Consider the following 25,779-nt stretch of genomic DNA (forward strand, 5'->3'; position numbering starts at 1 on the left):
TAATCTTTAAGTTTTTAATTAAGCAATAGCAGCTGTTTTTTGTTTATCAGCTTGCGGTGTTTGTATTTGTTGAGTATTTTTCTGTGTTGACGGTTGAGCATTGTTGGGCTCAGTAGGAGCGGTGTGATGCTCTTTTTCACAGTCCTCCAAAAAGCTTAATAGCTCTTCACGGTAAGCGTAGTAATCAGGGTGCTCCAACAATTGTTTACGCGTACGCGGCCTAGGTAAATTTACTTCCATAATTTTTCCGACTTTGGCGTTCGGTCCATTTGTCATCATGATGACGCGGTCGGCTAATAAAATAGCTTCGTCTACATCGTGGGTGACGCACACGGCGGTAACTTGTGTTCGTGTCCAGACTTCCATTAATACTTCTTGTAATTCCCAGCGGGTTAAAGAATCTAGCATGCCGAAGGGTTCGTCCAGCAATAGCAACTTAGGCGAAAGGGCAAAAGCACGAGCTATGCCAACACGCTGTTTCATGCCGTTAGATAGCTCAGAAGCCTTTTTATGCATTGAATCAGCAAGGCCTACGCGCGATAAATAGTATTCGATAATTTCGTTGCGCTCTTTTTTGGTGCCATGCGGGTAAACTTTTTCTACTCCTAGTGCAACATTTTGCTTGGCGCTTAACCAAGGGAACAAACTTGGGGCTTGGAATACAACGCCTCTGTCGGGCCCTGCATCGGTGACTTCTTTGCCATCTAAAATAATGCCGCCGCCACTAATACTATTTAAACCTGCAACCATGGATAAAACGGTAGATTTCCCACAGCCCGAGTGTCCAATAATGGAAATAAATTCGCCTTTTTTCATCTTTAAATCAAATTCATCAACAACCGTTAAAGGGCCTTTAGGAGTAGGGTAAATTTTAGTAACTTGCGAGAATTCGACATACTTATCTAGCGCTGGGTTATGCGCTTTGGCTGCCTTCTCTGCCAAGGCATTGGGTAGTTCTGGATTGGCAGTATTCGGACGAATTGCTGGCAATTCCTTCTTGTCGTCAGCGGCAGATTTTTCCATGCCGACTTTCATTAAATATTGGGTGATATCTTTACGTAGAGTTTTGAATTCCTCGTCGTGATTCATTGCTGTTCTATCGCGAGGTCTAGGAATATTTACATTGAACTCGGGGCCGAAGGTGGCGCAAGGGCCTGGAGTCAATGGAATAATGCGATCAGCTAACAAAATGGCTTCGTCCACGTCGTTAGTAATTAAAATAATTGTTTTCTTTTCTTTTTGAGAGATATCTTCAATCTCGTCTTGTAACTTGGCGCGTGTTAATGCGTCTAATGCCGATAGCGGCTCGTCAAGTAAAATAAGCTCTGGCTTCATGGCGAGTGCACGAGCAACCGACACGCGTTGGCGCATGCCGCCGGAAAGCTCCGCAGGCCTTCGGTCAACAGCGTGAGATAAGCCTACCATGTCAATGTAATACATAATATGTTCATGGCGCTTTGCTTTGGACCAACTGCCAAATACTTGATCTACCGCAAGTTGAATGTTGGAGTAGACAGTAAGCCAGGGCATTAATGAATAGCTTTGAAAAACTAAACCTCTTTCTGGGCCTGGCCCGTCGATGGATTCCCCTTTAAATAATAAAGTACCGCTGTCTGGTTTTATTAAGCCTGCAATGGCAGAGATTAATGTGGTTTTTCCGCTACCGGAGAAACCCACTATGGCAACAAACTCACCGTCACGCATTGTGAGATTAATATCGTCAAGTACTTGCGTGATATTATTACCGGAGCCGTAGGATTTACTGACATTTTTAATGTCGAGTATAGGAGTTGAGGAAGTCGGCATAAGACAATTCTCGCTTGATACTGAATGGTTTAAAAAGAATTAACGGTTCACGTCAAAGGTAAATAGCGTTTGCAACGTAGACATCACGCGATCCAATAAGAAACCGATAATGCCAATTGTTAAAACTGCAACCATAATTCTGCCAAGTGAGTGCGAACTACCATTTTGAAATTCGTCCCATACAAACTTACCAAGCCCTGGGTTTTGTGCAAGCATTTCGGCGGCGATTAATACCATCCAACCAACACCGAGTGATAAACGTAAGCCGGTAAAAATAAGAGGTAAAGAAGAGGGGAGAACAAGCTTAGTTATTTTTGTCCACCAGCCAAGCTTAAGAACTTTACCAACGTTCATTAAGTCCTTATCGATCGAAGAAACGCCTACAGCGGTATTGATCAGTGTTGGCCAGAGTGAGCAAAGCGTTACGGTAATAGCCGATGTTAAAAATGACTTTTCAAACCAAGCTTCGTCGCTGGTGACGTAGGTTGCACTAACAACCATGGTAACAATAGGGAGCCAAGCTAAGGGAGATACCGGCTTGAATATTTGGATTATAGGGTTAAAAGCAGAGCTAACAATGGGGCTAAGGCCGCAAAAAATGCCCAGTGGAACTGCAATAATTGTCGCAATTAAAAAACCCATAAAAACGGTTTTCAAGCTGGTGTAAATTTGATCGATATAAGTAGATTTTCCTGTGTATGTGCGCCATTTTACTTCGGCATCTGGATTTTTTTCCAATTTTTTGGCGTTGCGCGTTTCTTGGCGCTGGTAGAACGCTGCTTCTTTTTCTCGTGTTTCTTTGTGTTCAGCCCAAAGCCCTTTGGCTTCTTCATACACGGCTGTCGGGCCTGGTATTTTACCTAGGCTTGTTTCTACGCTATTAGCTAGTTGGCCCCAAAGCATCAAGAATAATGCAAAAGCAACTATAGGTATGCCCATAACCAGCCAGAGTTGTTTGAGTTGTTCTTTTGGGTTTTCGCCAGCAGCCATACGGGTAATCGGCACAAACCAAGTAAGCCCTGCTAAGTTAAAAAAGTTTGTGATTTTGTTAATCATAACAAACGACCTGCTATCTATATTGAGGATGGTGGGCCTAGGCCCTTATTTTAAGGTGAAGCGATGGAGTAATGTTGGGCGGCACGTCCTTGTGCTCGTGGGTATCGAAGAATCTATTTTTTGGAGGATACTACCGCGCTGCCTTTTATTGTTTCATTTTCTTTTAAGCCAATAGGGAAGTTAGATAAGTAAGCATTTGGTTGCTTGCCATTGTATGTGATGCCATCAATAAACTCGTTTTGTGGCGCTTTAAAACCATCACTTTCCCAAGGCACATCGCTTTTAGCAATTTTCCCTTCTTTTAATAAAAGCTCAGCAGCTTGCTTGTAAATTTCGGGCTTATAGACTTTTTTAGCAATATCAAAGTACCAAGAGTCAGGTTTTGTTTCGCTAATTTGTCCCCAGCGACGCATTTGTGTTAAGTACCAAATCGCATCAGAGTAGAAGGGGTAGTTGGCGTGATAGCGAAAGAATACGTTAAAGTCTGGCACTTCGCGTTTATCACCTTTTTCGTATTCAAAGGTGCCCGTCATAGAGTTTGCAATCACTTCGTAATCTGCACCGACATACTCAGATTTAGATAATATTTTTACCGCTTCTTCTCGGTTTGCATTATTGTTTTCGTCTAGCCATTTCGCGGCGCGAATAAGTGCTTTAACAACGGCTAGGTGGGTGTTTGGATATTTCTCGGCCCACTCGTTCGATACACCAAAAACTTTCTCTGGGTTGTTTTTCCAGATTTCGTAATCGGTAATAACCGGGACGCCAATGCCTTTAAATACGGCTTGTTGATTCCAAGGTTCGCCTACGCAATAGCCAAAGATAGTACCGGCCTCTAAGGTGGCGGGCATTTGAGGTGGTGGGGTTACAGATAATAAGGCATCGGCAGCGACAGTGCCTGAGCTATCACCTTGGTGCGGAGCATAATAACCTGGGTTAATGCCGCCAGCCGCTAGCCAGTAGCGCAGCTCATAATTATGAGTTGAAACAGGAAATACCATGCCCATTTTAAATTGCTTGCCATTTTTTTTATAATCATCGATAACCGGCTTTAATGCATCAGCTTTAATCGGATGAACAGGCTTGCCATTTTTGTGTGGGATGTTTTTTTTCATTTCTTTCCACACACTATTGGAAACGGTGATGCCATTCCCGTTGAGATCCATGCTAAAAGCTGTCACAACATGTGCTTGGGTACCAAAACCAATGGTTGCACCTAACGGTTGACCTGCGAGCATGTGTGCACCGTCGAGCTCGCCATCAATGGTACGGTCGAGCAAAACTTTCCAGTTGGCTTGTGCTTCTAAGGTGACAAACAGCCCCTCGTCTTCAAAAAAACCTTTTTCGTAGGCAATTGCTAGTGGCGCCATATCGGTTAATTTAATAAAACCGAATTTTAATTCATCCTTTTCTAGCTCTAGCTCGGCAAACGCGCTGGTCACTGTCATGCTCGCTATTACACTAAGTGCACCAGTGGCAAAGACTTTAAGTACACGGTTAAAAGGTGTTTTTTTGTGCATGGGTATCTCCTGTGGGTATATGTGCGAAATCAAAAAAACTTAATTACGCTATCGCAAGGAGCTTGCCAGATAGGTTTTTTTAAATAAAAAATATTTTTTTGTCATATGAATCAATGGGCTAGTGTTTTTTATTCGTTGTTTTTTTCTGTCGGTACTGTTTTTTTCGATGCACTGATTCGGGGTGACTTATTGAGTTACGGCACGACGAGGTGATTGCATGAGAAGTATTGTGTGATCCAATGCGGTGCCAGTCTTGGTGCTGACGTTCTTTTATGGTGAGTTGCAATTGATTTTTTGTGCTGTCACGGTTTCTTTTCGCTTCAGTATTGGTGCGCGGCCTATATCTTCGCGCTGATTTGAGGCGTTTAGAGGGGGTGCAACTTTGTGGCGCATGATAATGGCATTCTGTACCATAAGTGTGTGGTTTGTGTCGCGGTGACAGCGGCATTGCTAGGCTATTATGTGCGTATTAATGTGTTGTGGCTTAAGCTGGCGCATGTCAGAGGGGCGGCTTTGACTTTGTTGGGGGCTCTAAATTGGGTAGGCTGAATGGGTAAAGGAGTGTTGTAGTTCGTGAGTATTACGTTAATTGTTGCTAGGACGGCAGATAATGAATAAACAGCGCGCATATCGTGCTGGGTTCTGGCCTTCGTTGGCTGGGCTCTTTGCGCTAACAGCTTTGGTGCTTGTAATTATGTGGTTTCGCGAACATCACAAAGGTGCTGCGTTGGCTAGGCAATTACACAATATAGAAGGGCGTTTAGATGCTTGGGTTGCCGAGCAAGGGGCACAAGCATCGTCAGCACAAAGCTGCCCGCAAGCATCGTTACCTTTAGCGGATCAAACCTTGCAGCAAATTTGCAGTGCGTATATGGCCTATGCGCAAAGCAACGATAAAGGCATAGAGTCCTTAATCTCTGTGCGCCTAGAGCAAGACATACAGCAGAAGTATGCATTTCTGTTTCAGGCGATCACGCTGGGGAAGCAAGATGCCGCTCAGTTAAGCCGTTTAATGATAGAGCGCGAAAGCGTTCTTAATGCGCCGGTGCAAGGCTATTTTACGCAGCCAGAGGAGCTGCAAGCAGTGATTGATGAGCAGCAAGGTTTGTTGGCCAACATTGACGCTGAGGTGCGCGAGCTTTTAGGTGAGCAGGTTTACCACAAATATGAGTTGTTAAATGATTCTGGCTTCGAGCAGTATCAGCTGGAACAATTTAGCCAAAGCCTAACGGCAGAAAACCAAGTTACCGGCGAGCAAAAAGGACAGCTGTTATTATCAAAGCTGCAATACCAGCAGAAGTTTGAACAACAACTGGCGCAGCTGGGCGAAGCCGCTGATGCTGAAAAGGTTAAAGACGCGCTAAGTGCTTTTAAAGCCGCTTATTACAGTGACGGTGCGGCCGTACTAAGCCCAGTTCAGCTTGTGCAGCTTAAAGCCTTTGAAGATGCCCAGTTCGATGCGCTGTTCCAGAGTTTAAGTCTTCAGTTAATGGAGGCGAGTAGCTCGCAGCCGGTGGCAGAGTAATTGTGAAATTTTGATAGCGCAAAACGTAAAAGCCCGCAGAGTGCGGGCTTTTTTGCTGCTCACTTACTAAAAGCTAGCTGTTAAGAGCGAACCTCAACAATTTCCGTGGCGGCTATGCGCTTGCCTTCTTCGGCGCCATCTTGGAAGCTTTTGATCTGGTCGAAGTTCATGTACTTGAAGATCTCGTCGCTCATGCTATTGATTTTACTCGCATATTTCATGTATTCCGCGGGGGTTGGTAGCCGACCCAATATGCCACCTACGGAGGCAAGCTCTGCCGAGGTGAGATAAACGTTGGCGCCATTACCTAAGCGGTTAGGGAAGTTACGCGTTGATGTTGATAGAACGGTTGCGCCATCGGCAACGCGAGCTTGGTTACCCATGCATAACGAGCAGCCCGGCATTTCCATGCGGGCGCCTTTTGCGCCAAAAATGTTGTAGTAGCCTTCTTCCATTAAGGTGTGGGCATCCATTTTTGTGGGCGGCGAAATCCAAAAGCGTGAGTTGAGTGTGCCTTTGGTGGATTCAAATAATTTGCCTGCTGCGCGGAAGTGACCAATGTTAGTCATGCACGAACCAATAAATACTTCGTCAACTTTATCGCCAGCGACTTCAGATAATAAACGAGCATCGTCTGGATCGTTGGGGCAGCAAACGACAGGTTCGGTTACTTCAGCTAAGTCGATTTCAATGACGGCGGCATATTCGGCATCAGCATCGCCTTCGAGTAGTTCTGGGTTGGCTAGCCATTCTTCCATTTTGCTGGCGCGACGCTCAAGGGTGCGAGCATCGCCATAACCTTCGCTTACCATCCAGCGCAATAGTGTGATATTCGAGCGCAAGTATTCAGAAATTTTCTCGATGGATTGCTTAATCGTACAGCCTGCTGCAGATCGCTCGGCCGAGGCATCTGAAAGCTCGAAAGCTTGTTCTACGGTTAAGTCTTTTAGGCCTTCGATTTCAAGAATTCGGCCGGAGAAAATATTCTTTTTGCCTTTTTTCTCTACGGTGAGCAAGCCTTGTTTAATGGCATATAACGGGATTGCATGCACTAAATCGCGCAAGGTAATGCCTGGCTGCATATCTCCTTTAAAGCGAACCAATACCGATTCGGGCATATCGAGTGGCATAACGCCAGTTGCCGCGGCAAAAGCCACTAAGCCAGAACCCGCCGGGAAGGAAATGCCCATTGGGAAGCGAGTATGTGAATCGCCGCCAGTACCGACAGTATCGGGCAGTAACATGCGGTTAAGCCAGCTGTGAATGATGCCGTCGCCAGGGCGCAAAGAAACGCCGCCGCGCGTCATAATGAAATCGGGCAGGGTGTGTTGCGTAGTGATATCAACAGGTTTTGGATATGCCGCAGTGTGGCAGAACGACTGCATCGTCAGGTCGGCAGAGAAGCCTAAACAGGCGAGGTCTTTAAGCTCGTCGCGGGTCATTGGGCCGGTGGTATCTTGCGAGCCCACAGTCGTCATTTTGGGCTCGCAGTATGTGCCAGGGCGAATGCCTTGGCCTTCGGGTAAACCACAAGCGCGGCCAACCATTTTTTGCGCTAAGGTAAAGCCTTTGCCGGTATCTACTGGCGCGGCCGGGACACGGAAAAGCGTTGATGTCGGTAGGCCAAGCGATTCACGTGCTTTGGCCGTTAAGCCGCGACCAATAATAAGGTTGATACGGCCGCCTGCACGCACTTCGTCTAATAGTACGTCAGACTTCAATTCAAACTCGCTCAGTACGTCGCCGCTTTCGCTCAGAATTTTGCCGTCGTAAGGGCGGATTTCAATGACATCGCCCATGCCGATTTTCTCGACAGGCGCTTCGAAAACTAAGGCGCCAGCATCTTCCATCGTGTTGTAAAAGATAGGTGCGACCTTACCACCAATACAAATGCCGCCACCGCGCTTGTTGGGCACGCCGGGCATGTCGTCACCGAAGAACCATAAAACGGAGTTGGTCGCCGATTTGCGCGAAGAGCCAGTACCTACAACGTCGCCAACAAAGGCAACAGGCAAGCCTTGATCTTGCACGGCTTTAACTTGCGCCATAGGGCCGGTTATGCCAGCTTCGTCGGGGGTTAAGCCGTCGCGCTGCATTTTATACATGGCTAGCGCATGCAATGGGATGTCTGGGCGGCTCCATGCATCTGGGGCTGGCGACAAATCATCGGTATTGGTTTCACCGGTGACTTTAAACACGGCCACTTTAATGCTTTGTGCCACTTCGGCGCGGCTCGTGAACCACTCGGCATCAGCCCAGCTTTGAATAACTTCTTTGGCCAAAGCATTGCCGGCTTTGGCTTTTTCTTCTACATCGTGGAAGGCATCGAACATCAATAAGGTGTGCTTGAGCTCTTTTGCCGCTAGTGATGCAAGGTCTGGGCAATCGAGTAGGCTAACCAATGTTTCGATATTGTAACCGCCATGCATATTGCCGAGCAGCTCTACGGCTTGCGCTTTTGTGATGAGCGGCGACGAGGTTTCGCCCTTTATTAGCGCAGACAAAAAGCCCGCTTTAACATAAGCCGCTTCATCAACCCCAGGTGGAACGCGGGTGCTGAGTAGTTCTACCAGTGTTCCTTCTTCACCGGCGGGGGGACTTTTAAGCAGTTCAACAAGGTCTGCAACTTGCTCGGGAGTTAATGGCTTGGGGGGAATGCCTTGAGCAGCGCGCTCGGCAACGTGTGCACGGTAAGCTTCTAACACGGAGTAATCCTCTCTTGTAATGGGTTGCTCGTGCTAACGCTTTGTCGTTGTTTGCAACAAATACGTTTGCCGAGGCATTAATAACGAATCCAGTAACGCTATCAATCGTGGTACGAATATCGGGAAGATGCAATGAATAAGCCATGCAGTGTAGTTGAACACCGATATTCCGCACGAAGTGTATTCAATAATGCTGATCTACTCAGCATGTTTTCCTAGAAGTGTCCAATTGAGGGCGCGGATTTTACCTTAAAAGGGTGGGGGTGTCTAAACAGGCTGTAAGACATTGTCATGTATAGAGCGCGCACTGTGGCAAACTAGCGATTTTAAGAGGGTAATGCGGTGTTGCCACTTGTAACACATCCTTGCTATAGCTTCGAATTCCCTGCAAGCCATCGCTTTCCGATGGATAAGTTTGCCTTGTTACACGCTTATTTACAGGAAAAGGGCATTGCTACTACAAAAAACACATACCGCCCAGGGCGCGCTAGGTTAGAGTTGCTGACATTAGGGCATGATAGTGACTATATCGAACGCTTTATCGCCGGCACCCAAACCCCAGCCCAGTTGCGCACAATGGGCTTGCCGTGGAGTAAGCCGTTGGTCGCGCGCACCTTAATTTCACCCAATGGCACGCTCTTGTCTGCATTATTGGCCTTGGACCGAGGTATTGCTTGTCATTTGGCGGGTGGCACGCATCACGCACATTACGATTATGCATCGGGCTTTTGTATTTTTAATGATCTAGCGGTAGCGGCGCAGGCATTGATTGCGCAAGGCAAAGTTCAGCGTGTGCTTATTGTGGATTGCGATGTTCACCAAGGCGATGGTACCGCGGCGATCTTGGCCAATACCCCCTCCGTGTTTACCTTTTCACTGCATTGCGAAAAAAACTTCCCTGCACGTAAAGCTGTTAGCGATTTAGACGTTGGTTTGGCGCCCAAAACGACAGATCGGGTTTATTTAGAGGTACTCGATAACGCCTTAAGCAAGGTGCTGGAGCAATTTCAGCCCAATTTTGTTTTTTATGATGCCGGTGTAGATGTTTATGAGCACGACCCGTTGGGTTTGCTGAATATTTCGTTAGAAGGCATTCGCGCGCGGGACAAATTGGTTCTAGAGGAATGTGTTAGGCGGAATATCCCTATAGCCACTGTGATCGGCGGTGGCTATTATGACGGCCTTTCGAGCCGTGCCGATGCAAGCTTAGCTTTGGCTAAGCGCCATGCCATCGTTGTTGAGGAGGCGAATCGTTGGTTTTAGCTGTTCGGATTCACAGAATTTATTGCAAAGAGAGTAAAGGCAGAATTATGCAAAAAACAGAATTGGTAACTCCTTTTGGCGCCAAAGCAACAATCTACCATCAAGGTGCGCACGTGACATCTTGGGTCCCGAGTGAAGCCTTAGGGGAGCAAATGTTTGTAGCCAAGCAAAGCGAGTTTTCGACAGGTAAAGCCATTCGTGGTGGCGTGCCTGTTTGCTTTCCTCAATTCGCGGCATTTGGTTCTGGTGTAAAGCATGGTTTTGCGCGCAATATCGATTGGCAAGTGAAAAGTATTAGCGATGATCAAACCGAAGCCGTTTTTAGCTTGGCCAATAATGAAAAAACACATGAGCTTTGGCCGCATAAATTTGAGCTCCTACTAACGGTTACGCTTGAGCCAACAAAGTTGGTGATGGCCTTAACCGTCAATAATACTGATGATAAAGCCTTTGAGTTTAGCGGGGCGCTACATACTTATTTTGCCGTTTCGCGGTATACCGATGTGCAGGTTAGTGATTTATCCGGTATTACCTACTGGGATAATGGCACCGAGTTAAGCGATAAAAAACGAGCAGAACAGAGTGTGCTTTCGCTTGATGGTGCGCTAGATCGTGTCTATTTTGATGCGCCTGATGCGCTCGTTTTAGATGACGGAGCATTAAGCAAAAAAATTACTAAACGAGGCTTTACCGATGTAGTGGTGTGGAACCCTGGCCCAGAGGGCGCCAAAGGGTTAAAAGATATGGGTGATAATGAATACCACGGTATGCTGTGTGTGGAAGCGGCTATTGTCGACAAGCCTGTTCAACTTGCTAAAGGTGCAACATGGTCGGGCATACAGGCTATTGAAGTGCTAGTTAAAAACTAAAACATATTTTTTGTGAACACCAACAAATGCTCAGTGGTGTTGTTTGTTGGTATTTCGTTTGGCTTGCGCGCCTAGATTGTTTCAAATCCCACCCTTTTTTGTTGTTAATTGGCTTATCTTAAACACCGCTTTGCAATTTTTGATCTCGGTGTCATTTTCTCATTAATTGATAAAGCCCCTTTGTTATTGCTTTTTAATGGAGGGAATTTTCTTGCTTGCCGAGAACTATTGCACTGGCTCTGTGTCTGACGGCGCTGGTTTGGCGAGTATTAAAGGTTTGTTAGGTTCTTAATGTGGAATAACCGTATTGGTTGCTTGGTGTCGTCACTAGCTGGCAATATTCGTTAGATAATACTACCCAATATTCTATAAGCCGTTATGTGAGTGTATTGCGCGGCTTATCCTTCAAAATAGAGCAAGGATTTTTATGTTAAAGCTTAGGCTTAATGGCCAATCGGTTGCGTTAGATGCTGACCCTAACATGCCTCTTTTATATGCAATTCGCGATATACAACAGCTTACCGGTACTAAGTTTGGTTGTGGTGCTGGTCAGTGTGGAGCGTGTACGGTTCACATTGATGGCGAGCCAGTGCGTTCGTGCATTACGCCCTTATCGGTCGCGGCAGGAAAAAGCATTACAACAATTGAAGGGCTTGCCCACGGGGCAGAGCTTCACCCTGTGCAGCAGGCGTGGTTAGATCATAACGTCCCGCAGTGTGGTTATTGCCAAGCTGGCCAAATGATGAGTGCCGCGGCTTTATTGGCCCAAAACCCCAGCCCAAGTGACGATGAAATTAATAATCATATGCAGGGCAATATTTGCCGCTGCGGCACTTATCCGCGCATTAAAAAGGCAATAAAGCAAGCTGGCGTTAGAATTCAAGAAGTGAAGCGTTCGGCTGTGAATGTGCAAGCTACAGAGCAAGGAGCGCAATCATGATTGCTAAAATTACGCGGCGCAGTATTTTAAAAACAGTCGGCCTGCAAGGGCCGGGTTTAATATTGATGGCCCCAATGCTGGGTCAGGCAGACACAGGCGATAAAGCATCAGCAGATTTTGCTTTAGGTGTATTTATTAGCATTGCAAAAACAGGTGATGTCACGATTGTTAATCATCGCGCGGAAATGGGGCAGGGCATTTTAACCAGTGTGCCGCAAATTATTGCCGATGAATTGGGCGCCGACTGGCTGCGTGTATCTGTAGTGCAAGCCCAGGGGGATGCAAAATACGGTAATCAATCGACAGGTGGTTCGGCCTCTATTCGAAACCATTTTCCATATCTTCGCCAAATGGGAGCTGTTGCGCGCGACATGCTTGAGCAAACGGCAGCGGATATTTGGCAGGTTCAAAAGAAAGATGTAAAAGCACAGAGCCATCAAGTTATTAACCTTAAATCCAAAAAAGCTCTGGCTTTTGGCGATTTGGCCGAGCAAGCGGCTAAATTACCGGTGCCAGATATTGAATCGGTTAAGTTAAAAGATACGGCTGAATTTTCTTTAATCGGGCGCGATGTTCGGTTGGCTGGTCAAGAAGACATTGTCCGTGGCAAAACGGTATACGCACAAGATGTTCGGCTACCTAATATGCTGATTGCCAGTATCGAACGCCCCCCTGTTGTGGGTGGCCGAGTTAAAAGCGTGAACACTGCAGCGGCCAAAAAGGTGGCCGGTGTGGTTGATGTTATTCAATTAAAAGACCGTAGCTTGCCGACCAATGTTAAGCCTGTTTCTGGCGTTGCGGTGTTGGCCACCAATACTTGGGCGGCTCATGAAGGGCGAAAAAAATTAGATATCCAATGGGATACCAGTGATAAGCGCGTTGCTCTCAATGCAAAGCATAATTCAGCTGAATACTTGGCCGAGCTGGTTTCTGCGGTGAATACCCAAGGTGATAAAGTTCGCAAAGAAGGCGATGTTTATCAGCATTCTTATAACCCCAGTAAAACAGTCGAGGCCACTTACACCGTGCCTTACCATCACCATATGTCGATGGAGCCCCCAGCGGCCACGGCAGTTGTTAGTGCTGATGAGTGCACAGTATGGACGGGCACACAAGCGCCGCAGTGGGCCAAAGGGTTAATCGCTGAAGAGTTGGGGATTGATGCCGCTAAAGTGACGGTGAATATGGCTTCGATGGGCGGGGCTTTTGGGCGTAAAGGTAAAAATGATTTTACCTTGGAAGCTGTTGAGTTAGCGAAGGCGGCAGGCCGGCCGGTAAAAGTGGTATGGACGCGAGAAGATGATGTTAAACATGGCTTTTACCATTCAATATCGGCTAATTATTGTAAGGCAGAAGTCAACGCTAAAGGAAGTGCCGATTACTGGCTGCAACGCGTTGCTTACCCACCAATTGGCGCGACCTTTAATCTAGAGGCGAAGCGCCCCAGTTTTGGCCAGTTATCGCTAGGGTTTGCTGATATTCCTTTTGAGCTTGAGCATTTATCCTGTGAAGTTCACGATGTGGAAACGCATGTGCGCATTGGTTGGTTTCGCTCGGTGGCGAATATCAATAATGCTTTTGCATTGGGGTGTTTTGTAGACGAGTTGGCGGCTAAGGCGGGTATTTCAACCCATAAAATGTGGCTGAACTTGTTGGGTAAAGATCGCATCGTAGACCCTGCAAAAGAAGGTTTTGATGAATGGGATAATTACGGCCAAAAAACGCAGCTTCACGCGTTAGATACACGGCGCATGAAAGCAATTTTAAATCGCGTGGTTCAGGAATCTGGCGCAGATAAAAAAGTGAAAAAAAATGAAGGTTGGGGCATTAGTTATGCGCACAGTTTTAATTCCTATGTGGCCGCGGCCACTAAGGTGCGCGTAGACGGCGATAAACTAACGGTGCTAGAAATGCATACCGCTATTGATTGCGGGATAGCTGTGACCCCTGATCGTATTGTTTCGCAAATGGAAGGCGCGATGATTATGGGCTTGAGTACAGCACTGCTCAGTGAAATTACGGTAAACGATGGCGTTATCGAGCAAAATAATTTTTATGATTATATGTCGACGCGTATTAACCAGTGCCCGCCGTTGTTTGTTTATATTGCAAAATCCCAAGAGGCGCCTGGAGGCGTTGGCGAGCCAGGGTTGCCTCCGGTTATACCAAGCATTGTCAATGCCATTTATCATGCCTCGGGTCGCCGTATCCGAGACTTGCCGGTGAATAAAGTGTTAACGGTGTAGTTGGGTGGCGAGCTCGTCAGCGCAGCAGTTAATCGCTGCCATTTTATCTGCACTAAAAGATACAAGTGCGCCTAAAGCGTGGTTAGTAACGGTTATCGAAACATGGGGTAGCTCGCCTAGGCCTGCAGGTTCGATGATGTTTTGGTCCGGTTTGACGGGGGTGGTGGGCTCTATTTCTGGCGGCTGCATTGAAGAGGATGTCCTGCAAAAAATTCGCGCTGATGAATTGCCAAGCGATAGACCCAGCCAGCTCAGTTACGGTGGCAAAGGCGACCAGCGTTTTAAGTTGCCTTGTGGTGGAAAATTAACGGTTTTAGTTGAGCCATTAAGTGGCGGGGAAGAAGCTATTACCGCTTGGGAGGCGTGTTTGCGAGCGCTAAACAGTCGCCAAGGTATAGCGCGCTTTGTGGATGTCACGCATGGTCATTGGCGCTGGCAAGGCTCAGCCTCTTTCGATTTGCATTACGAAAATAATGTCGTGAGTTACTTTGCTGGTCCTGCGCGCAAATTACTCATTGTAGGGGCAAACCCTACGGCATATCACTTGGCTGAATTTGCGAGCGCGTTAGATTTTGCCGTGACAGTATGCGACCCATCTAGTGATGTTGGTCAGTATTGGTTTGAGGCCAATTTTTGCGCGTTTAAGCCGGCTTACCCAGATGGTTTCGTTGCTCAAGATTTTGGCGATGCGCAGTCAGCGGTTGTGACGGTGTCCCATGATCCGCGCATTGATGATATGGCATTGTTAGAGGCGCTGCCGAGCAAGGCGTTTTATGTCGGGGCCATGGGCTCGCTCGCAACATCGCACAAACGTTTGCAAAGGTTACAAAGTTTAGGCCTTAGTGTGCAAAGTTTACAGCGTTTACATGCCCCCATTGGCATTGATATTGGCAGCAAAACGCCTAGCGAAATAGCGATGAGCATCGCCGCGCACTTGGTGCAATGTTATTCGGCGCAGCGTGTATCCGCTATGGCGGCTTCCAAGGTCGCACCGGGTGTTGCTCTATGAGCGCAATAGCGCCCATAGGCTTCTTGGTGCTAGCTGCAGGTCATGCACGCCGATTTGGCCGCTGTAAGCTTACGGCAAGGCTTACGCCGGTGCAGACGGTGCTCGGTCAGGTATTAGATCATATCGCACCGGTAGGGGCGCCGGTTTGTGTCGTAACATCTGAAGCCAAGCTTGGAGTGTTAGCGCTTGCCGAGCGCAAGCGGGTTGGCGTTATCAAAATGCCGATCGACTCCTCAGGGCTTGGTGAGTCCATCGCTTATGGCGTTGCAGCAACACAGCATTGGGCGGGGTGGATTGTCTGTTTGGGGGATATGCCTTGGATTGATACAAGCCTTTACCAGCGAGTGTGGCAACTATCGTGTATTGGCACTGCAAAGCAAGTTGCGCCCATTATTGGTGAGAGGCGCGGACACCCTGTTTTTTTTGATAAGACATACGTGCATGCATTACGCGGGCTAACGGGTGATAGCGGAGCGGCCAGTCTTATTGATGATCGAGCACTGATGACGTTTAAAGCCGGTGATCAAGCGGCTTTGAGAGATGTCGATACACCTGCTGATCTCAGGTGTATCGATAAGCCTTAGGCACTAGCTGACTTTGTGTTGCGCTTGTTGCTCTAGTGCGAATATGGCTGAACGATTCGGTTGGAGCGGATCGTAAGGTGGGCTGTTTTTTATTTCCTCTTTTGTCATGCCGAGCATAATCTCTTGATCTGCCCATTCCACGCTGGTGAAGTGGTCGGGGGCCAGTAAAACGTGTTCGCCACCGGGTAGCCAATTTCGGGTATTGGCGGCAATAAAGGCGATGGCCCAGTGCTCGGTACTCAATAAAAAGTCTTCGATGTGGCCAAAACTGCGGTCTTTGGCGTGCAGCTTGTAGCCTAACACTTCGTTAATTGAGCGTAGATGGTAATCAACGTTTTCACCGTCTGAAATGCCGGTATTCATGGGCTCTCGCAGTGTCATGGGGTTTGCTGTTGCTCCCCACATGCCTCCATACATCCAGTAAAAACCATAACCATAGTATTGAAAGAATGTTTTCTCGTAATGCTTGGAGATTGGCGCGTGCTCATCAAGTGACGGCGCATTCAAAAGCTGGTCCTTGCTAATGTTGAGTTGTAAAACTTGGTTGTCAGCATCGACAGTATCGATGGAGATAGGGCTGATTAGTAATTTTTTGCCGCCAGGAAGCCAGTTATGCGTGTCGATCACTAGGTACCTAGCTGTCCAGTGCAGGTCATCAAACAGTATGTCGTTTACCTTAAAGCGACTTCCGTCGCTGGTGATGGCGGACAGTGCTTTGAGGTCTTTATATGGGTAAAACATATGAGTCTCCTTTGATTAGCGTGCTCTGTTGGCCTTGATGGATGGTCGGTTAACTATTGATCAAGGCCGCTAGTTGCTTGCGTAAAAGCAAGTCTTACCCGTAGGTAGCAGGGATTGTGCCGGTTTCGGATATTAGCTAAGCGGTAAGACAAATAATCTTACATGAAAGATGTTGACTCATTACATGTAATAATAGTAATCTAGCTTTGCGGTTGTGGTGAGGCTTGTTATTCACAAAGGATTGCGAGAGGATGCAAAGCGCTTATCGGCAGGGTGCCGGCAGTGGGTACAAATGGATGTATTGCTAAGGATTGGTGTTTGGATTTAGCGTGATATAAATAGCCTATAATTGGCTACCTTACCCAATCGCAAACTTATTAACTCTTTATCTTTAGGTGACAACAAATGAATATTTGGTCAAAATTGGTAACAGCGTTACGCGGTGGCGTTAATGAAGCTGGCGAGGCGATTGTGGATAGCCAGGCGCTGCGTATATTGGAACAGGAAATTCGTGACGCTTCGGTTGAGTTACAACAATCGAAAGACAGTTTGGCTTCTATTATGGCGCGCCAAAAGGTAAGTGAAGAAAAATGTAATCAATTACGTGAAAAAGTTGCAGAGCATGAAAGCTATGCACTTAAAGCGCTAGAGCAAGACAATGAAAGCCTAGCGGCTGAAGTTGCGCAAAAAATCGCTGAGATTGAAAACCGGCTGGCTAACGAAAGTGCATCATGTGAAAGCTATGCCAGCAGTGCTTCGGATTTACGCCAAGCCATTCAAAAAGCCGACGATGATTTGGCGCAACTTAAGCACGAAGTAGATACGGTTAAAGCGACCGAAAGCGTTCAAAAAGCACAGGCTGCTGTATCGGCTAAGCATAGTGGGACTAACGCCAAGCTATTAACGGCAGCGGAGTCGCTAGAGCGAATTAAAGAAAAGCAAGCTTTGAAGTCAGCTCAAATGAAAGTCGCTGCCGAGTTAGCGCGAGATACATCGGGTGATGGGCTTGAAGCGAAGCTTAAGGATGCAGGTATAACGCCGGCAGGCAATAGCGCACAGAGCGTGCTTGCTAGGCTGAAAAACAAACAACAATAAAGCCCTTGTAATAAAGGGCGTGTACAAGGAGTCTCGTTATTATGTTTGCCATCTTATTTAGCGAAGGCATGACGCCCTTTTATCAAAATGTCAGTAGCTTTCCGACTGTCTTTTTTAGTTTTTTTCTTATCGTATCTTGTCTTTTTTGGGCGATATCAATCATGGGAATGATTGATATCGAAATCCTCGATCTGCCCGAAGCAGAAACCGGCGGCGAAGAGGGTATGGTAAACGGTGTTTCCACCGTGCTGCTTAAGCTGGGTTTAAATGGCGTCCCTATCACTATTATTATTACGCTAATAGCCTTGTTCGGCTGGTTTGTTAGTTTTTATAGCGTCTATTTTTTTCAGATATCTGATTTGATGGCGCCTATCCGTTGGGTCGCTAACGTCGCTATTTTTGCTGCATCGCTTTACGTTGCCATTCTCATAACGTCTCAGGTGATTAAGCCGTTGCGCTCGTTATTTAAAAGTATGTCTAATGATATACAAAAGAAAATCCTAGGGCAGGCCGCCGTTGTGCGTACTTCGCGGGTGGACGAAAAGTTTGGCGAAGCAGAATTTAATGATGGTGGTGCAGGCCTAATTCTTAAAGTCCGATCTTTTGATGGTGCGGTGTTTAAGCGTAACGATCGTGTTATTTTGCTTGAATACGTTGCCGAGCAAAATTTTTATAAAGTTATTGCAGAATCCGAATTCTCGCTTGGCGGAGCTGCTCAGTAATTTATTTCCAATAAATATTTAATGTGTTTTAAAGCCAATTCTACAATGGAGAACTAATATGGCTGATTTTTCTGGTATGGGAGGGCTCCTCGTTGGGGCTGTTGTTGTCTTTTTCATTATCATGGGGCTTATCTCGCTTATTAAGCTTTATGTGAAGGTCGAGCAGGGGACGGCGTTAATAGTCAACGGCCTTGGGGCGGTGCCTCGAGTGCATTTTACCGGAGCCATTGTTTATCCGTTGATCTACAAAAAGGAATTGATGCGTATATCGCTGATTACCTTAGAAGTCGATCGCCGAGGCAAAGAAGGGTTGATTTGTCGCGATAATATGCGCGCCGATATCACAGTTGCTTTTTACCTGCGCGTTAACGAAACCGAGCAAGATGTTCTTAAGGTTGCAAAATCTCTTGGCTCTGCGCGCGCTAGTGATAAGGCGGCGGTGAATGAACTTTTTAATGCAAAATTTTCGGAGGCGCTAAAAACGGTTGGTAAGCAGCTTGATTTCGTTAAGTTGTTTGAAGACAGGCAGGAGTTTCGAGACAAAATTGTTGAGGTAATCGGCAATGACCTCAATGGTTATGTACTAGAAGATGTTGCAATTGACTACCTTGAACAAACGCCCAAAGTATCGCTAGACCCGAATAATATTCTGGATGCCGAAGGTATTCGTAAAATTACCGAACTTACCGCAAGCCAAAATGTATTTACCAACAATCTTGAGCGCGATGAAGAGTTGGCGATCAAGAAAAAGAACGTTGAGACCACAGAGGCAATGTTGGAGCTCCAACGTCAACAAGCCGATGCCGAGGCGCGTCAAGAACGCGAAATAGCGACCTTAAAAGCTCGAGAGGAAGCAGAAACTAAAAAGGTACAAGAAGAAGAGCGCCGCCGTGCCGACTCGACCACTATTCAAGTGGAGCAAGATCTTCAAGTGCAAACTGAAAACCAGCGCCGAGAAATAGAAGTGGCGGAGCAAAATCGCTTGCGTGCAGTGGCTATTGAAGAAGAAAAAGTGACGCGCGCACGTGCTTTGGAAGTTGTTTCCCGTGAGCGCGAAGTTGAAATACAAAAAATTGAAGCTGAGAAGGCCATTGAAGTTGAGCGTAAAGAAATTGCTAATGTGATTCGTGAGCGTGTTGCTGTCGATAAAACGGTAGCTATTGAAGAAGAGCGCATTAATGAGGTGCGTGAAGTTTCGGAGGCGGATCGCCTTAAGCAAGTTAAAGTGTTGGCTGCTGAAGCTGATGCGGAAGAAGATAAAGTCAAGCAAGTAAAAGCGGCTGAAGCTGAAGAAATATCAGCTAAGCACAAGGCTATAGAAGTGACGACAATGGCAGAGGCCGAGTTGGAAGCCGCTTCTAAACAGGCAGAGGCGAAAAAGAAAATGGCTGAAGCTTTACGTGTCGAACGCGCGGCGCCAGGGCTTGCTGAGGCAAGTGTGCAGGCAGCTAAAGCGGAATCTTTGGAAAAAGAAGGTCTTGCGCAAGCATCTGTTATTAGAGCAAAAGGTGATTCAGAGGCGATAGTTATTCAGTCTAAAGGTGACGCCCAAGCCAGTGCTCTATTGCAATCTGGTAAAGCAGAAGCTGAAGTTATTTCTGCGAAAGGTGAGTCAACAGCAACATCTGATCGTGAAATTGGTTTAGCGGGCGCTAATGTTACCCGTGAACAATTCCGTGCAGAGGCTGATGGTTTAGTCGAGAAATTCGATGCCATGAGTAAGATGAGTGCCGATGCGCGTTCGCACGAAGAGTTCCGCATGACGTTAGAAACGGCCTTGAAAGAGGCCTTAGCGTCAATTGATGCAGGCAAAGAAATCGCGAAAGAAAATGCCGAAGTATTGGCCACAGCCCTGCAAAATGCCAAGATTGATATTGTTGGTGGCGAAGATCACCTGTTTAACAACTTCGGTAAAGCATTATCTATGGGGAAAGCCATCGATGGCTTGGCCGGTAAAAGTGACACCATTGCGGGTTTGTTAGAACGATTTGCGGGCATTAAGCTGCCAATACCGACCCATGGTCAAGGCAGTGCGCCAAATGCTCCAGTCGCTAAAGCGGATGACGCTGAAACTGTTTAATACTTGTCATATCAAGGGCGGGCGCTATTTTTGCGCTTGCCCTCCTGTCTGAAAATTTTAGTTCGTTATATATAGCCTGAATTAGGTTTTTTTGTCTGTTAGAAAAAGGAATGCGCCATGTCTACGCTTGAGTCTGTTGACGAAAAAAATGCTCTTGTTGATTCTGCTGTTGCAGAAGGAGGGGCTTATGAAATTATCCGTCAGCGTCTGCTTGAGCAGGGCAAGGCTCTAAAGAAGTCGACAGATGCGATTAATGCCGAGCGTTTAGAAGAGTTTGGCAGTACAGATATGGATGTTGTTGCCCGTGTTCGTGTGCGTACCGAAAATAATTCAGTGGCGAGGGATATTGTCCAGGTTGGTGAGTATTTATTATTCGGCTATAACGTTTTTATTGGTTTAAAAAAAGAAACTAAAGTTGAAGACGTATTATCTTTATTTTGTTTTAGTGAGGCCGATGGTGAATATAACCTAGAGCCTGTTGCACAAAGTGATAACTTTCTGTTTGAAAGTAGCTTCAAAAATGATTTTGAAGAGCTGTACCGTTATTACAAAAATACCAAGTTAACCCAGCTGACAGTTAAAAATGAACGTCTGCTAGCAGCTTTTCAAATTGGCGAGCGGCTAGAGGACGTGCGAGTTTTTCGCTGGGCTATATCGGCCGATGGTAAGACACTCACCTATATAGATAATCGTGGCGAACGCGATATTCAACTGCCAAATGCCTATGACTTTGAATGGATTGAAACACGCCGTGAAGATGTTGTACATGGCCGCCATGCGCACATCAATATTGCCGATACGGTGTTTGTCGATACCATTGGCGGCGATCTCACGATTAAAATAGAAAATAATACCGAAGATGGATTGGGGATATACCGGGAAAGTGTTGAAGATAAGACCCAATCTTTAGATGATGCCTCTGTTCACTACGCCAAAGTGGGTGCTTTAATTTTAATTAAAATATTGCCTTATCGTGAGCAGCAATGGCGTTATTTTATTTATAACACACTAACAGAAAGTGCATTGCGCATCGATGCGATTGGTGAAAGTTGTTTGCAGTTGCCAGAAGATCACGGTGTTATTTTCCCTGGTGGTTTCTATTTACAAACTGGGGAACATAAGTCATTTGATGATCCTGTTGAGGGTTTGCGCTTCAAACGTATGATTCGTTCACCTAATGGTGAAGATGCGCTATATGTTTTTTATGAGCCCGTTGAGGGTGTTGTGGCGCTGCTAAGTTATAACCTTATCGATAAAAGCTTGAAAAACCCTATATTGGGGCATGGCTATGCGCTATTCGAGGATGGCCGAATTGTTATATTTACGGCCGAAGAAGAGCCTGCGCGGGTACACCCCATGCAAATTTGGCAAAGTCCATTTGCCTCGCCAGAGTACGCAAGTAAGCAGCCGGTGAGCCAGAGCTTTTATGGTCGTATCGGTAATGCCGAATTGGTTCGTGGTGTGTCCGATCTTTATAGTATTCACCGCATTATTCAGAATCAATCTGTGTCCCTTAAGCTATACGAAGAGCTTAGCCGTACGGCACATAAGATGTTCGATAACCACTATTGGTTAGCTGAAGAAAAGTTATCTGAAATAGGGGACACGCTAAAGCAGATTGAGAAAACATCTGAATTGGTTATTGATGAATTCGAGAAGGTTGAAAGTATTCGTCAGCAGTCCTCTAAAGCTATGCAGGATGCACAAGCCCAGCAAGAAAGTTTATTGTCGGTGGCTAAGTATAACGAATGGGATACCGTAGAGGGCTACATTGAAACCATTGGTAAGCTGCGTAAACATCGTGGTTTATTGGTAACATTAAAAGATTATCGCTATATCGATCTCGTTAAGCTGGAAGAACTTGACCGTGAAATCGTTGAAGTTAGCGAGGAATTAAGCGATAAGACAGTCTCGTTTTTATCTGGTGCTGATGCACTAAAACCTTATGCGCAAAAAATATCTCAACTCGATGAGCAAGCTGAAAAAGTAGCTACTAGCCTAGAGCTAGAGCCACTTTTAGAGCGGGTTTCTGCATTGGCCGAGAACTTAGATTTGTTATCTGAGTTGATGGCGACATTAAATATTGCCGATGCTAATGTTCGAACACAAATTATTGATGCGATATCCACGGTTTACTCAAGTTTAAATCAAACTAAAGCGCGAATAAAAAACAAGCAAAAGAATGTTGGCTCTAAAGAAACGCGGGCTCAATTCTCGGCTCAGTTTAAATTGTTTTCGCAGACAATTAACAACGCTTTGGGCCAGTCTACAACGCCAGAAAAATGCGAAGAGCAACATGCTCGGCTGTTGGTTCAGTTAGAGGAATTTGAAAGCCAGTTTAGCGAGGTGGACGAATTTTTAGCCGATATTATGGCTAAGCGAGAAGAGGTGCAAGAAGCTTTTGAGGCGCAAAAGCAAAAGTTATTGGATGAACAGCAACGCAAAGCGGGCTCAGTGGTTGATGCAGCCTCTCGTATATTGAGCAGTATTGAAAAGCGATCGCTCAAATTCACGGAGGCTAATGATCTTAATACGTACTTTGCATCTGACGTGCTGGTTTCTAAAGTGCGAGACATGGTAGAGCGTTTGCGCGAGCTGAATGCTGCGGTTCAAGCAGACGATATTGATGCAAAGTTTAAAGCGATTAAAGAACAAGCGGTGCGTTCACTTCGGGATAAAACGGATATTTTTGAAGATGGCGGAAAAGTTATTAAATTGGGCCCTCGCCATAAATTCAGTGTTAATCAGCAGGATTTAGATTTAACCCTTTTACCCCGCAACGATGTGCTCAATATACATTTAAGCGGTACCGATTTTTATGAGCAAATCGAGCACGATGGCCTTACAGCGCTTAAGCCTTATTGGTCTGTATCGTTGGAGTCAGAAAGCGAAGCGGTTTATCGCTCGGAATATTTAGCTTATTTAATTATCCAAGCGGCGAGAAATAATGAAGGATCCCTGTCGAATAAAGTGCTGTATGGCGCTATAACAGATGTCGACGCGTTGACTCAACTGGTGCGGGAATTTGCTGGCCCACGCTACAAAGAAGCCTACGAAAAAGGTGTTCACGACCATGATGCTGTACGTATATTGCAAAAAATTGTGCCCTCTATGCAAAAGGCGGATACGCTAACGTACGAGCCCAATGTAAGAGCGCTGGCTCAATTGTTTTGGTGTTACTCGCAGCCTATGGTGAATGGTGCTGAGGTAGCAAAGAAAGAAAAGTTTCAATGGAAGGTTTGGGCCTCGCGTGCGCAATCGGCTGCAAAGTTGAGTGCGTTATTCGGCAGCCTTGAAGCGACGACGCTTTTAGAGCGTGAAGTGACTGCCGCAATCAAAGAATTTGTTGGGGATTATTCGCTGTCCTTTGCTGATGGCGATTGTAAAGTGGCGGCGCAATACTGTGTTGCAGAGCTTGCTAAAGACGATCTTGCATTTGCGACAACATCCTATGCACAAAAACTTATTGAGCATTTGCGTTCTGCAGTTGATATCGGTGTTTGGGATAATTACCAAAGTAATTTAAAGCATTTAGCGGCCGAGCCCGCTGCGGCCTATGCGCTAAGCCAAGCTTGGCTAAAGGCCTTAACCGAAAGTAAAGCCTTGCCCGATATTGCAGCCTATATCGATGAAGCCGCTGTTATTCTCGCTACCGATAAAATGAATGCTGGTGTGGATGTGCCGCGCAGGAATGTTGTGGTAGATCTCGATGTTAAAATTGACGGCTTATTGGGTGATCATCAAAAGTTAGATCAACAAACACTAAAGCTATCCCTTAATCGCTTTCTTAAAACTTTGCGTCATCATGTAGAAGTTTATGTTCCAAGTTATCATCGCTATTTAGTATTGCGCGCAGAAGTTATGCAGCAAGAAAGGGATAAGCTTCGCTTGGAGGAGTTCAAGCCTCGCCCATTAAGCTCATTTGTTCGCAACCTCTTAATCAATGAATCGTATTTGCCGATTATTGGCGATAACCTAGCCAAACAAATGGGTACCGTGGGGGATAGTAAGCGTACTGACCTGATGGGCTTATTGATGATGATATCGCCACCGGGTTACGGTAAAACAACTTTAATGGAATATGTTGCAAGCCGTTTGGGGCTGATCTTTATGAAGATCAACTGCCCGTCGCTTGGGCACGATGTGATGTCGTTAGACCCAGAGCATGCGCCCAATGCCACAGCGAGACAAGAGTTAATTAAGCTGAATCTAGGCCTGGAAATGGGCAATAACGTTATGTTATACCTCGATGATATTCAGCATACCCATCCCGAATTTTTGCAGAAGTTTATTTCTTTATGCGATGGAACTCGTCGCGTCGATGGTGTGTGGAAGGGTAAAACAAAGACATACGATATGCGTGGTCGAAAGTTTTGTGTGGTTATGGCGGGTAACCCGTACACAGAGTCGGGTGAAGTCTTTAAAGTGCCAGATATGCTGGCAAACCGCGCCGATATTTATAACTTGGGTGATATCTTAGGTGGTATGGATCAGCAGTTTGCCATGAGTTACATCGAAAATAGTTTGACATCCAATTCGGTGTTGGCCCCTCTGGCTTTGCGTTCTTTGGATGATGTTTACAAACTGATCGCCAAAGCGGAAGGCGAAAATATAGCGGCAACAGATTTAAGCCATGCGTACAGTGGTGCTGAAATTGCTGAAATTTGTGATGTGTTAAAAAAGATGTTTGTCGTACGCGATGTGATTCTTAAAATAAATCAACAGTACATTGCCTCAGCTGCGCAAAATGATAAATACCGAGTCGAGCCACCCTTTAAGTTGCAAGGTAGTTATCGGAACATGAATAAAATGGCTGAGAAAATCTCTGCTGTGATGACTCGCGATGAGTTAATGGCGATGATCGATGATCATTACCAGGGGGAATCGCAGCTTTTAACCAGTGGCTCAGAAGATAACCTGCTTAAGTTAGCCGAGCTTCGCGGCAACATGACACCCGAGCAACAGCAGCGGTGGACAGCAATTAAAGCCGACTTCCTTAAAAACAAAGATGCCGATAGCGATGCAGACGGCGCTCAGCGCATTGCGCTAAAAATTGCTGAGGTAACAGAAGCCCTGCAAGGTGTTGGTGCTGTATTTTCGCAGGAGTCTGCCGTGGTGGCGCCTTTGGCAGCTATCGGTCAGCAGTTGCACAGTTTACAAGGGCAATTATCATCGGACCCTTTGCGTATAGAATTGCAAGAGCCGCCCCAGCAAGCGCTCAATGCCATTGCGTCGGCTATTGAGCAATCTGGCGCGGCTATTAGCCAGTCTTCACAAAAGGCGGTGGGAGAGGCACCTGCATGGCTTGAACCTCTTGAGCTTATAGCGAATAAATTTGGTGCCTTAGAATCCGTTGTTGGCGATCAAGGCATTAAGATTGATACTGGCCACTTAGCGAATGGCCAAGGTGATCAATTGGGCCGCGTTGCTGATGTGTTGGAAAGCGCGGCTGACAAGTTAACCTCAGCCGTTGAAAAGTCCATTGATTTTGATATCACGATCGTTAAACGTATAACAAAGTTATCGGCAGAGTTGCGGGCTTTTTCTACAGAACGATTAGGTAAAAAGAAAGACAGCGATGAATTTGAAGAGCTTGGGGGTGATGAAGCTTAGGTAAC

16 protein-coding genes are annotated in these 25,779 nt (G+C 46.2%); 11 read left to right on the forward strand and 5 right to left on the reverse strand.

The features are described 5' to 3' along the window. Positions 1 to 18 precede the first annotated feature (18 nt). The 3 genes from MARGE09_RS12275 to MARGE09_RS12285 form a co-directional block, all read right to left on the reverse strand. Complete coding sequence (locus tag MARGE09_RS12275; protein WP_236982312.1) at positions 19 to 1,806, reverse strand: ABC transporter ATP-binding protein; 1,788 nt, start codon at positions 1,804 to 1,806, stop codon at positions 19 to 21. A gap of 39 nt (positions 1,807 to 1,845) precedes the next feature. After that, positions 1,846 to 2,859 carry an ABC transporter permease gene (locus MARGE09_RS12280; RefSeq protein ID WP_236987363.1) on the reverse strand — a complete coding sequence of 338 codons (1,014 nt, stop codon included), beginning with the start codon at positions 2,857 to 2,859 and terminating at the stop codon, positions 1,846 to 1,848. 116 nt (positions 2,860 to 2,975) lie between these two features. Then, complete coding sequence (locus MARGE09_RS12285) at positions 2,976 to 4,382, reverse strand: CmpA/NrtA family ABC transporter substrate-binding protein (RefSeq protein WP_420828068.1); 1,407 nt, start codon at positions 4,380 to 4,382, stop codon at positions 2,976 to 2,978. 610 nt (positions 4,383 to 4,992) lie between these two features. On the opposite strand from MARGE09_RS12285, the gene MARGE09_RS12290 reads away from it, so the two are divergent. Continuing rightward, on the forward strand, positions 4,993 to 5,907 hold the full coding sequence (locus tag MARGE09_RS12290; protein WP_236982313.1) for a hypothetical protein: 915 nt from the start codon (positions 4,993 to 4,995) through the stop codon (positions 5,905 to 5,907). Positions 5,908 to 5,987: 80 nt separating this feature from the next. Here the strand turns inward: MARGE09_RS12290 and acnB are convergent, their stop codons facing one another. Next, on the reverse strand, positions 5,988 to 8,612 hold the full coding sequence (gene acnB / locus MARGE09_RS12295) for a bifunctional aconitate hydratase 2/2-methylisocitrate dehydratase (protein ID WP_236982314.1): 2,625 nt from the start codon (positions 8,610 to 8,612) through the stop codon (positions 5,988 to 5,990). Positions 8,613 to 8,954: 342 nt separating this feature from the next. Here acnB and MARGE09_RS12300 point away from each other — a divergent pair, with 342 nt between their 5' ends. From MARGE09_RS12300 to MARGE09_RS12325, 6 genes are all read left to right on the forward strand, one after another. Then, a complete protein-coding gene (locus tag MARGE09_RS12300; protein ID WP_236982315.1) occupies positions 8,955 to 9,875 on the forward strand; it encodes a histone deacetylase family protein in 921 nt (306 codons plus the stop codon). Between the two features lie 47 nt (positions 9,876 to 9,922). Next, positions 9,923 to 10,744 (forward strand): D-hexose-6-phosphate mutarotase, encoded by an 822-nt coding sequence (locus MARGE09_RS12305; RefSeq protein ID WP_236982316.1) that lies wholly within the window; start codon positions 9,923 to 9,925, stop codon positions 10,742 to 10,744. A 427-nt stretch (positions 10,745 to 11,171) separates the two neighbouring features. Further along, positions 11,172 to 11,684: a (2Fe-2S)-binding protein gene (locus tag MARGE09_RS12310; protein ID WP_236982317.1), complete on the forward strand. Its 513-nt coding sequence runs from the start codon at positions 11,172 to 11,174 to the stop codon at positions 11,682 to 11,684. Then, on the forward strand, positions 11,681 to 13,930 hold the full coding sequence (locus tag MARGE09_RS12315; RefSeq protein WP_236982318.1) for a xanthine dehydrogenase family protein molybdopterin-binding subunit: 2,250 nt from the start codon (positions 11,681 to 11,683) through the stop codon (positions 13,928 to 13,930). The genes MARGE09_RS12310 and MARGE09_RS12315 overlap by 4 nt, the downstream gene beginning before the upstream one ends. Before the next feature lie 4 nt (positions 13,931 to 13,934). Continuing rightward, positions 13,935 to 14,939: an XdhC family protein gene (locus MARGE09_RS12320; RefSeq protein WP_236982320.1), complete on the forward strand. Its 1,005-nt coding sequence runs from the start codon at positions 13,935 to 13,937 to the stop codon at positions 14,937 to 14,939. Continuing rightward, positions 14,936 to 15,523 (forward strand): nucleotidyltransferase family protein, encoded by a 588-nt coding sequence (locus MARGE09_RS12325; protein ID WP_236982322.1) that lies wholly within the window; start codon positions 14,936 to 14,938, stop codon positions 15,521 to 15,523. Before MARGE09_RS12320 ends, MARGE09_RS12325 begins: the two co-directional genes overlap by 4 nt. A 3-nt stretch (positions 15,524 to 15,526) precedes the next feature. Here MARGE09_RS12325 and MARGE09_RS12330 read toward each other — a convergent pair whose 3' ends face one another. Beyond that, positions 15,527 to 16,264: a PRC-barrel domain containing protein gene (locus MARGE09_RS12330; protein WP_236982324.1), complete on the reverse strand. Its 738-nt coding sequence runs from the start codon at positions 16,262 to 16,264 to the stop codon at positions 15,527 to 15,529. A gap of 405 nt (positions 16,265 to 16,669) precedes the next feature. On the opposite strand from MARGE09_RS12330, the gene MARGE09_RS12335 reads away from it, so the two are divergent. The 4 genes from MARGE09_RS12335 (at position 16,670) to MARGE09_RS12350 (ending at position 25,774) form a co-directional block, all read left to right on the forward strand. Continuing rightward, positions 16,670 to 17,359: a PspA/IM30 family protein gene (locus MARGE09_RS12335; protein ID WP_236982326.1), complete on the forward strand. Its 690-nt coding sequence runs from the start codon at positions 16,670 to 16,672 to the stop codon at positions 17,357 to 17,359. Between the two features lie 41 nt (positions 17,360 to 17,400). Further along, positions 17,401 to 18,081, forward strand: coding sequence for a DUF1449 domain-containing protein (locus MARGE09_RS12340; protein ID WP_236982328.1), 681 nt, complete (start codon positions 17,401 to 17,403; stop codon positions 18,079 to 18,081). A 58-nt stretch (positions 18,082 to 18,139) separates the two neighbouring features. Further along, the gene (locus MARGE09_RS12345) at positions 18,140 to 20,161 is read left to right on the forward strand and encodes a flotillin family protein (protein WP_236982331.1); all 2,022 of its coding nucleotides are present in this window, start codon (positions 18,140 to 18,142) and stop codon (positions 20,159 to 20,161) included. Positions 20,162 to 20,278: 117 nt separating this feature from the next. Then, complete coding sequence (locus tag MARGE09_RS12350) at positions 20,279 to 25,774, forward strand: DNA repair ATPase (protein WP_236982333.1); 5,496 nt, start codon at positions 20,279 to 20,281, stop codon at positions 25,772 to 25,774. Positions 25,775 to 25,779 lie beyond the last annotated feature (5 nt).

Source organism: Marinagarivorans cellulosilyticus (genome assembly GCF_021655555.1).
GTDB lineage: Bacteria > Pseudomonadota > Gammaproteobacteria > Pseudomonadales > Cellvibrionaceae > Marinagarivorans > Marinagarivorans cellulosilyticus.

Bases quoted from the DNA above. Each gene is read 5' to 3' on its own strand.
- MARGE09_RS12345 (WP_236982331.1), top strand. From the start codon at position 18,140: ATGGCTGATTTTTCTGGTATGGGAGGGCTCCTCGTTGGGGCTGTTGTT.
- MARGE09_RS12350 (WP_236982333.1), top strand. From the start codon at position 20,279: ATGTCTACGCTTGAGTCTGTTGACGAAAAAAATGCTCTTGTTGATTCT.
- MARGE09_RS12325 (WP_236982322.1), top strand. From the start codon at position 14,936: ATGAGCGCAATAGCGCCCATAGGCTTCTTGGTGCTAGCTGCAGGTCAT.
- MARGE09_RS12315 (WP_236982318.1), top strand. From the start codon at position 11,681: ATGATTGCTAAAATTACGCGGCGCAGTATTTTAAAAACAGTCGGCCTG.
- MARGE09_RS12305 (WP_236982316.1), top strand. From the start codon at position 9,923: ATGCAAAAAACAGAATTGGTAACTCCTTTTGGCGCCAAAGCAACAATC.
- MARGE09_RS12340 (WP_236982328.1), top strand. From the start codon at position 17,401: ATGTTTGCCATCTTATTTAGCGAAGGCATGACGCCCTTTTATCAAAAT.
- MARGE09_RS12275 (WP_236982312.1), bottom strand. From the start codon at position 1,806: ATGCCGACTTCCTCAACTCCTATACTCGACATTAAAAATGTCAGTAAA.
- MARGE09_RS12285 (WP_420828068.1), bottom strand. From the start codon at position 4,382: ATGCACAAAAAAACACCTTTTAACCGTGTACTTAAAGTCTTTGCCACT.
- MARGE09_RS12290 (WP_236982313.1), top strand. From the start codon at position 4,993: ATGAATAAACAGCGCGCATATCGTGCTGGGTTCTGGCCTTCGTTGGCT.
- MARGE09_RS12310 (WP_236982317.1), top strand. From the start codon at position 11,172: ATGTTAAAGCTTAGGCTTAATGGCCAATCGGTTGCGTTAGATGCTGAC.
- MARGE09_RS12330 (WP_236982324.1), bottom strand. From the start codon at position 16,264: ATGTTTTACCCATATAAAGACCTCAAAGCACTGTCCGCCATCACCAGC.
- MARGE09_RS12335 (WP_236982326.1), top strand. From the start codon at position 16,670: ATGAATATTTGGTCAAAATTGGTAACAGCGTTACGCGGTGGCGTTAAT.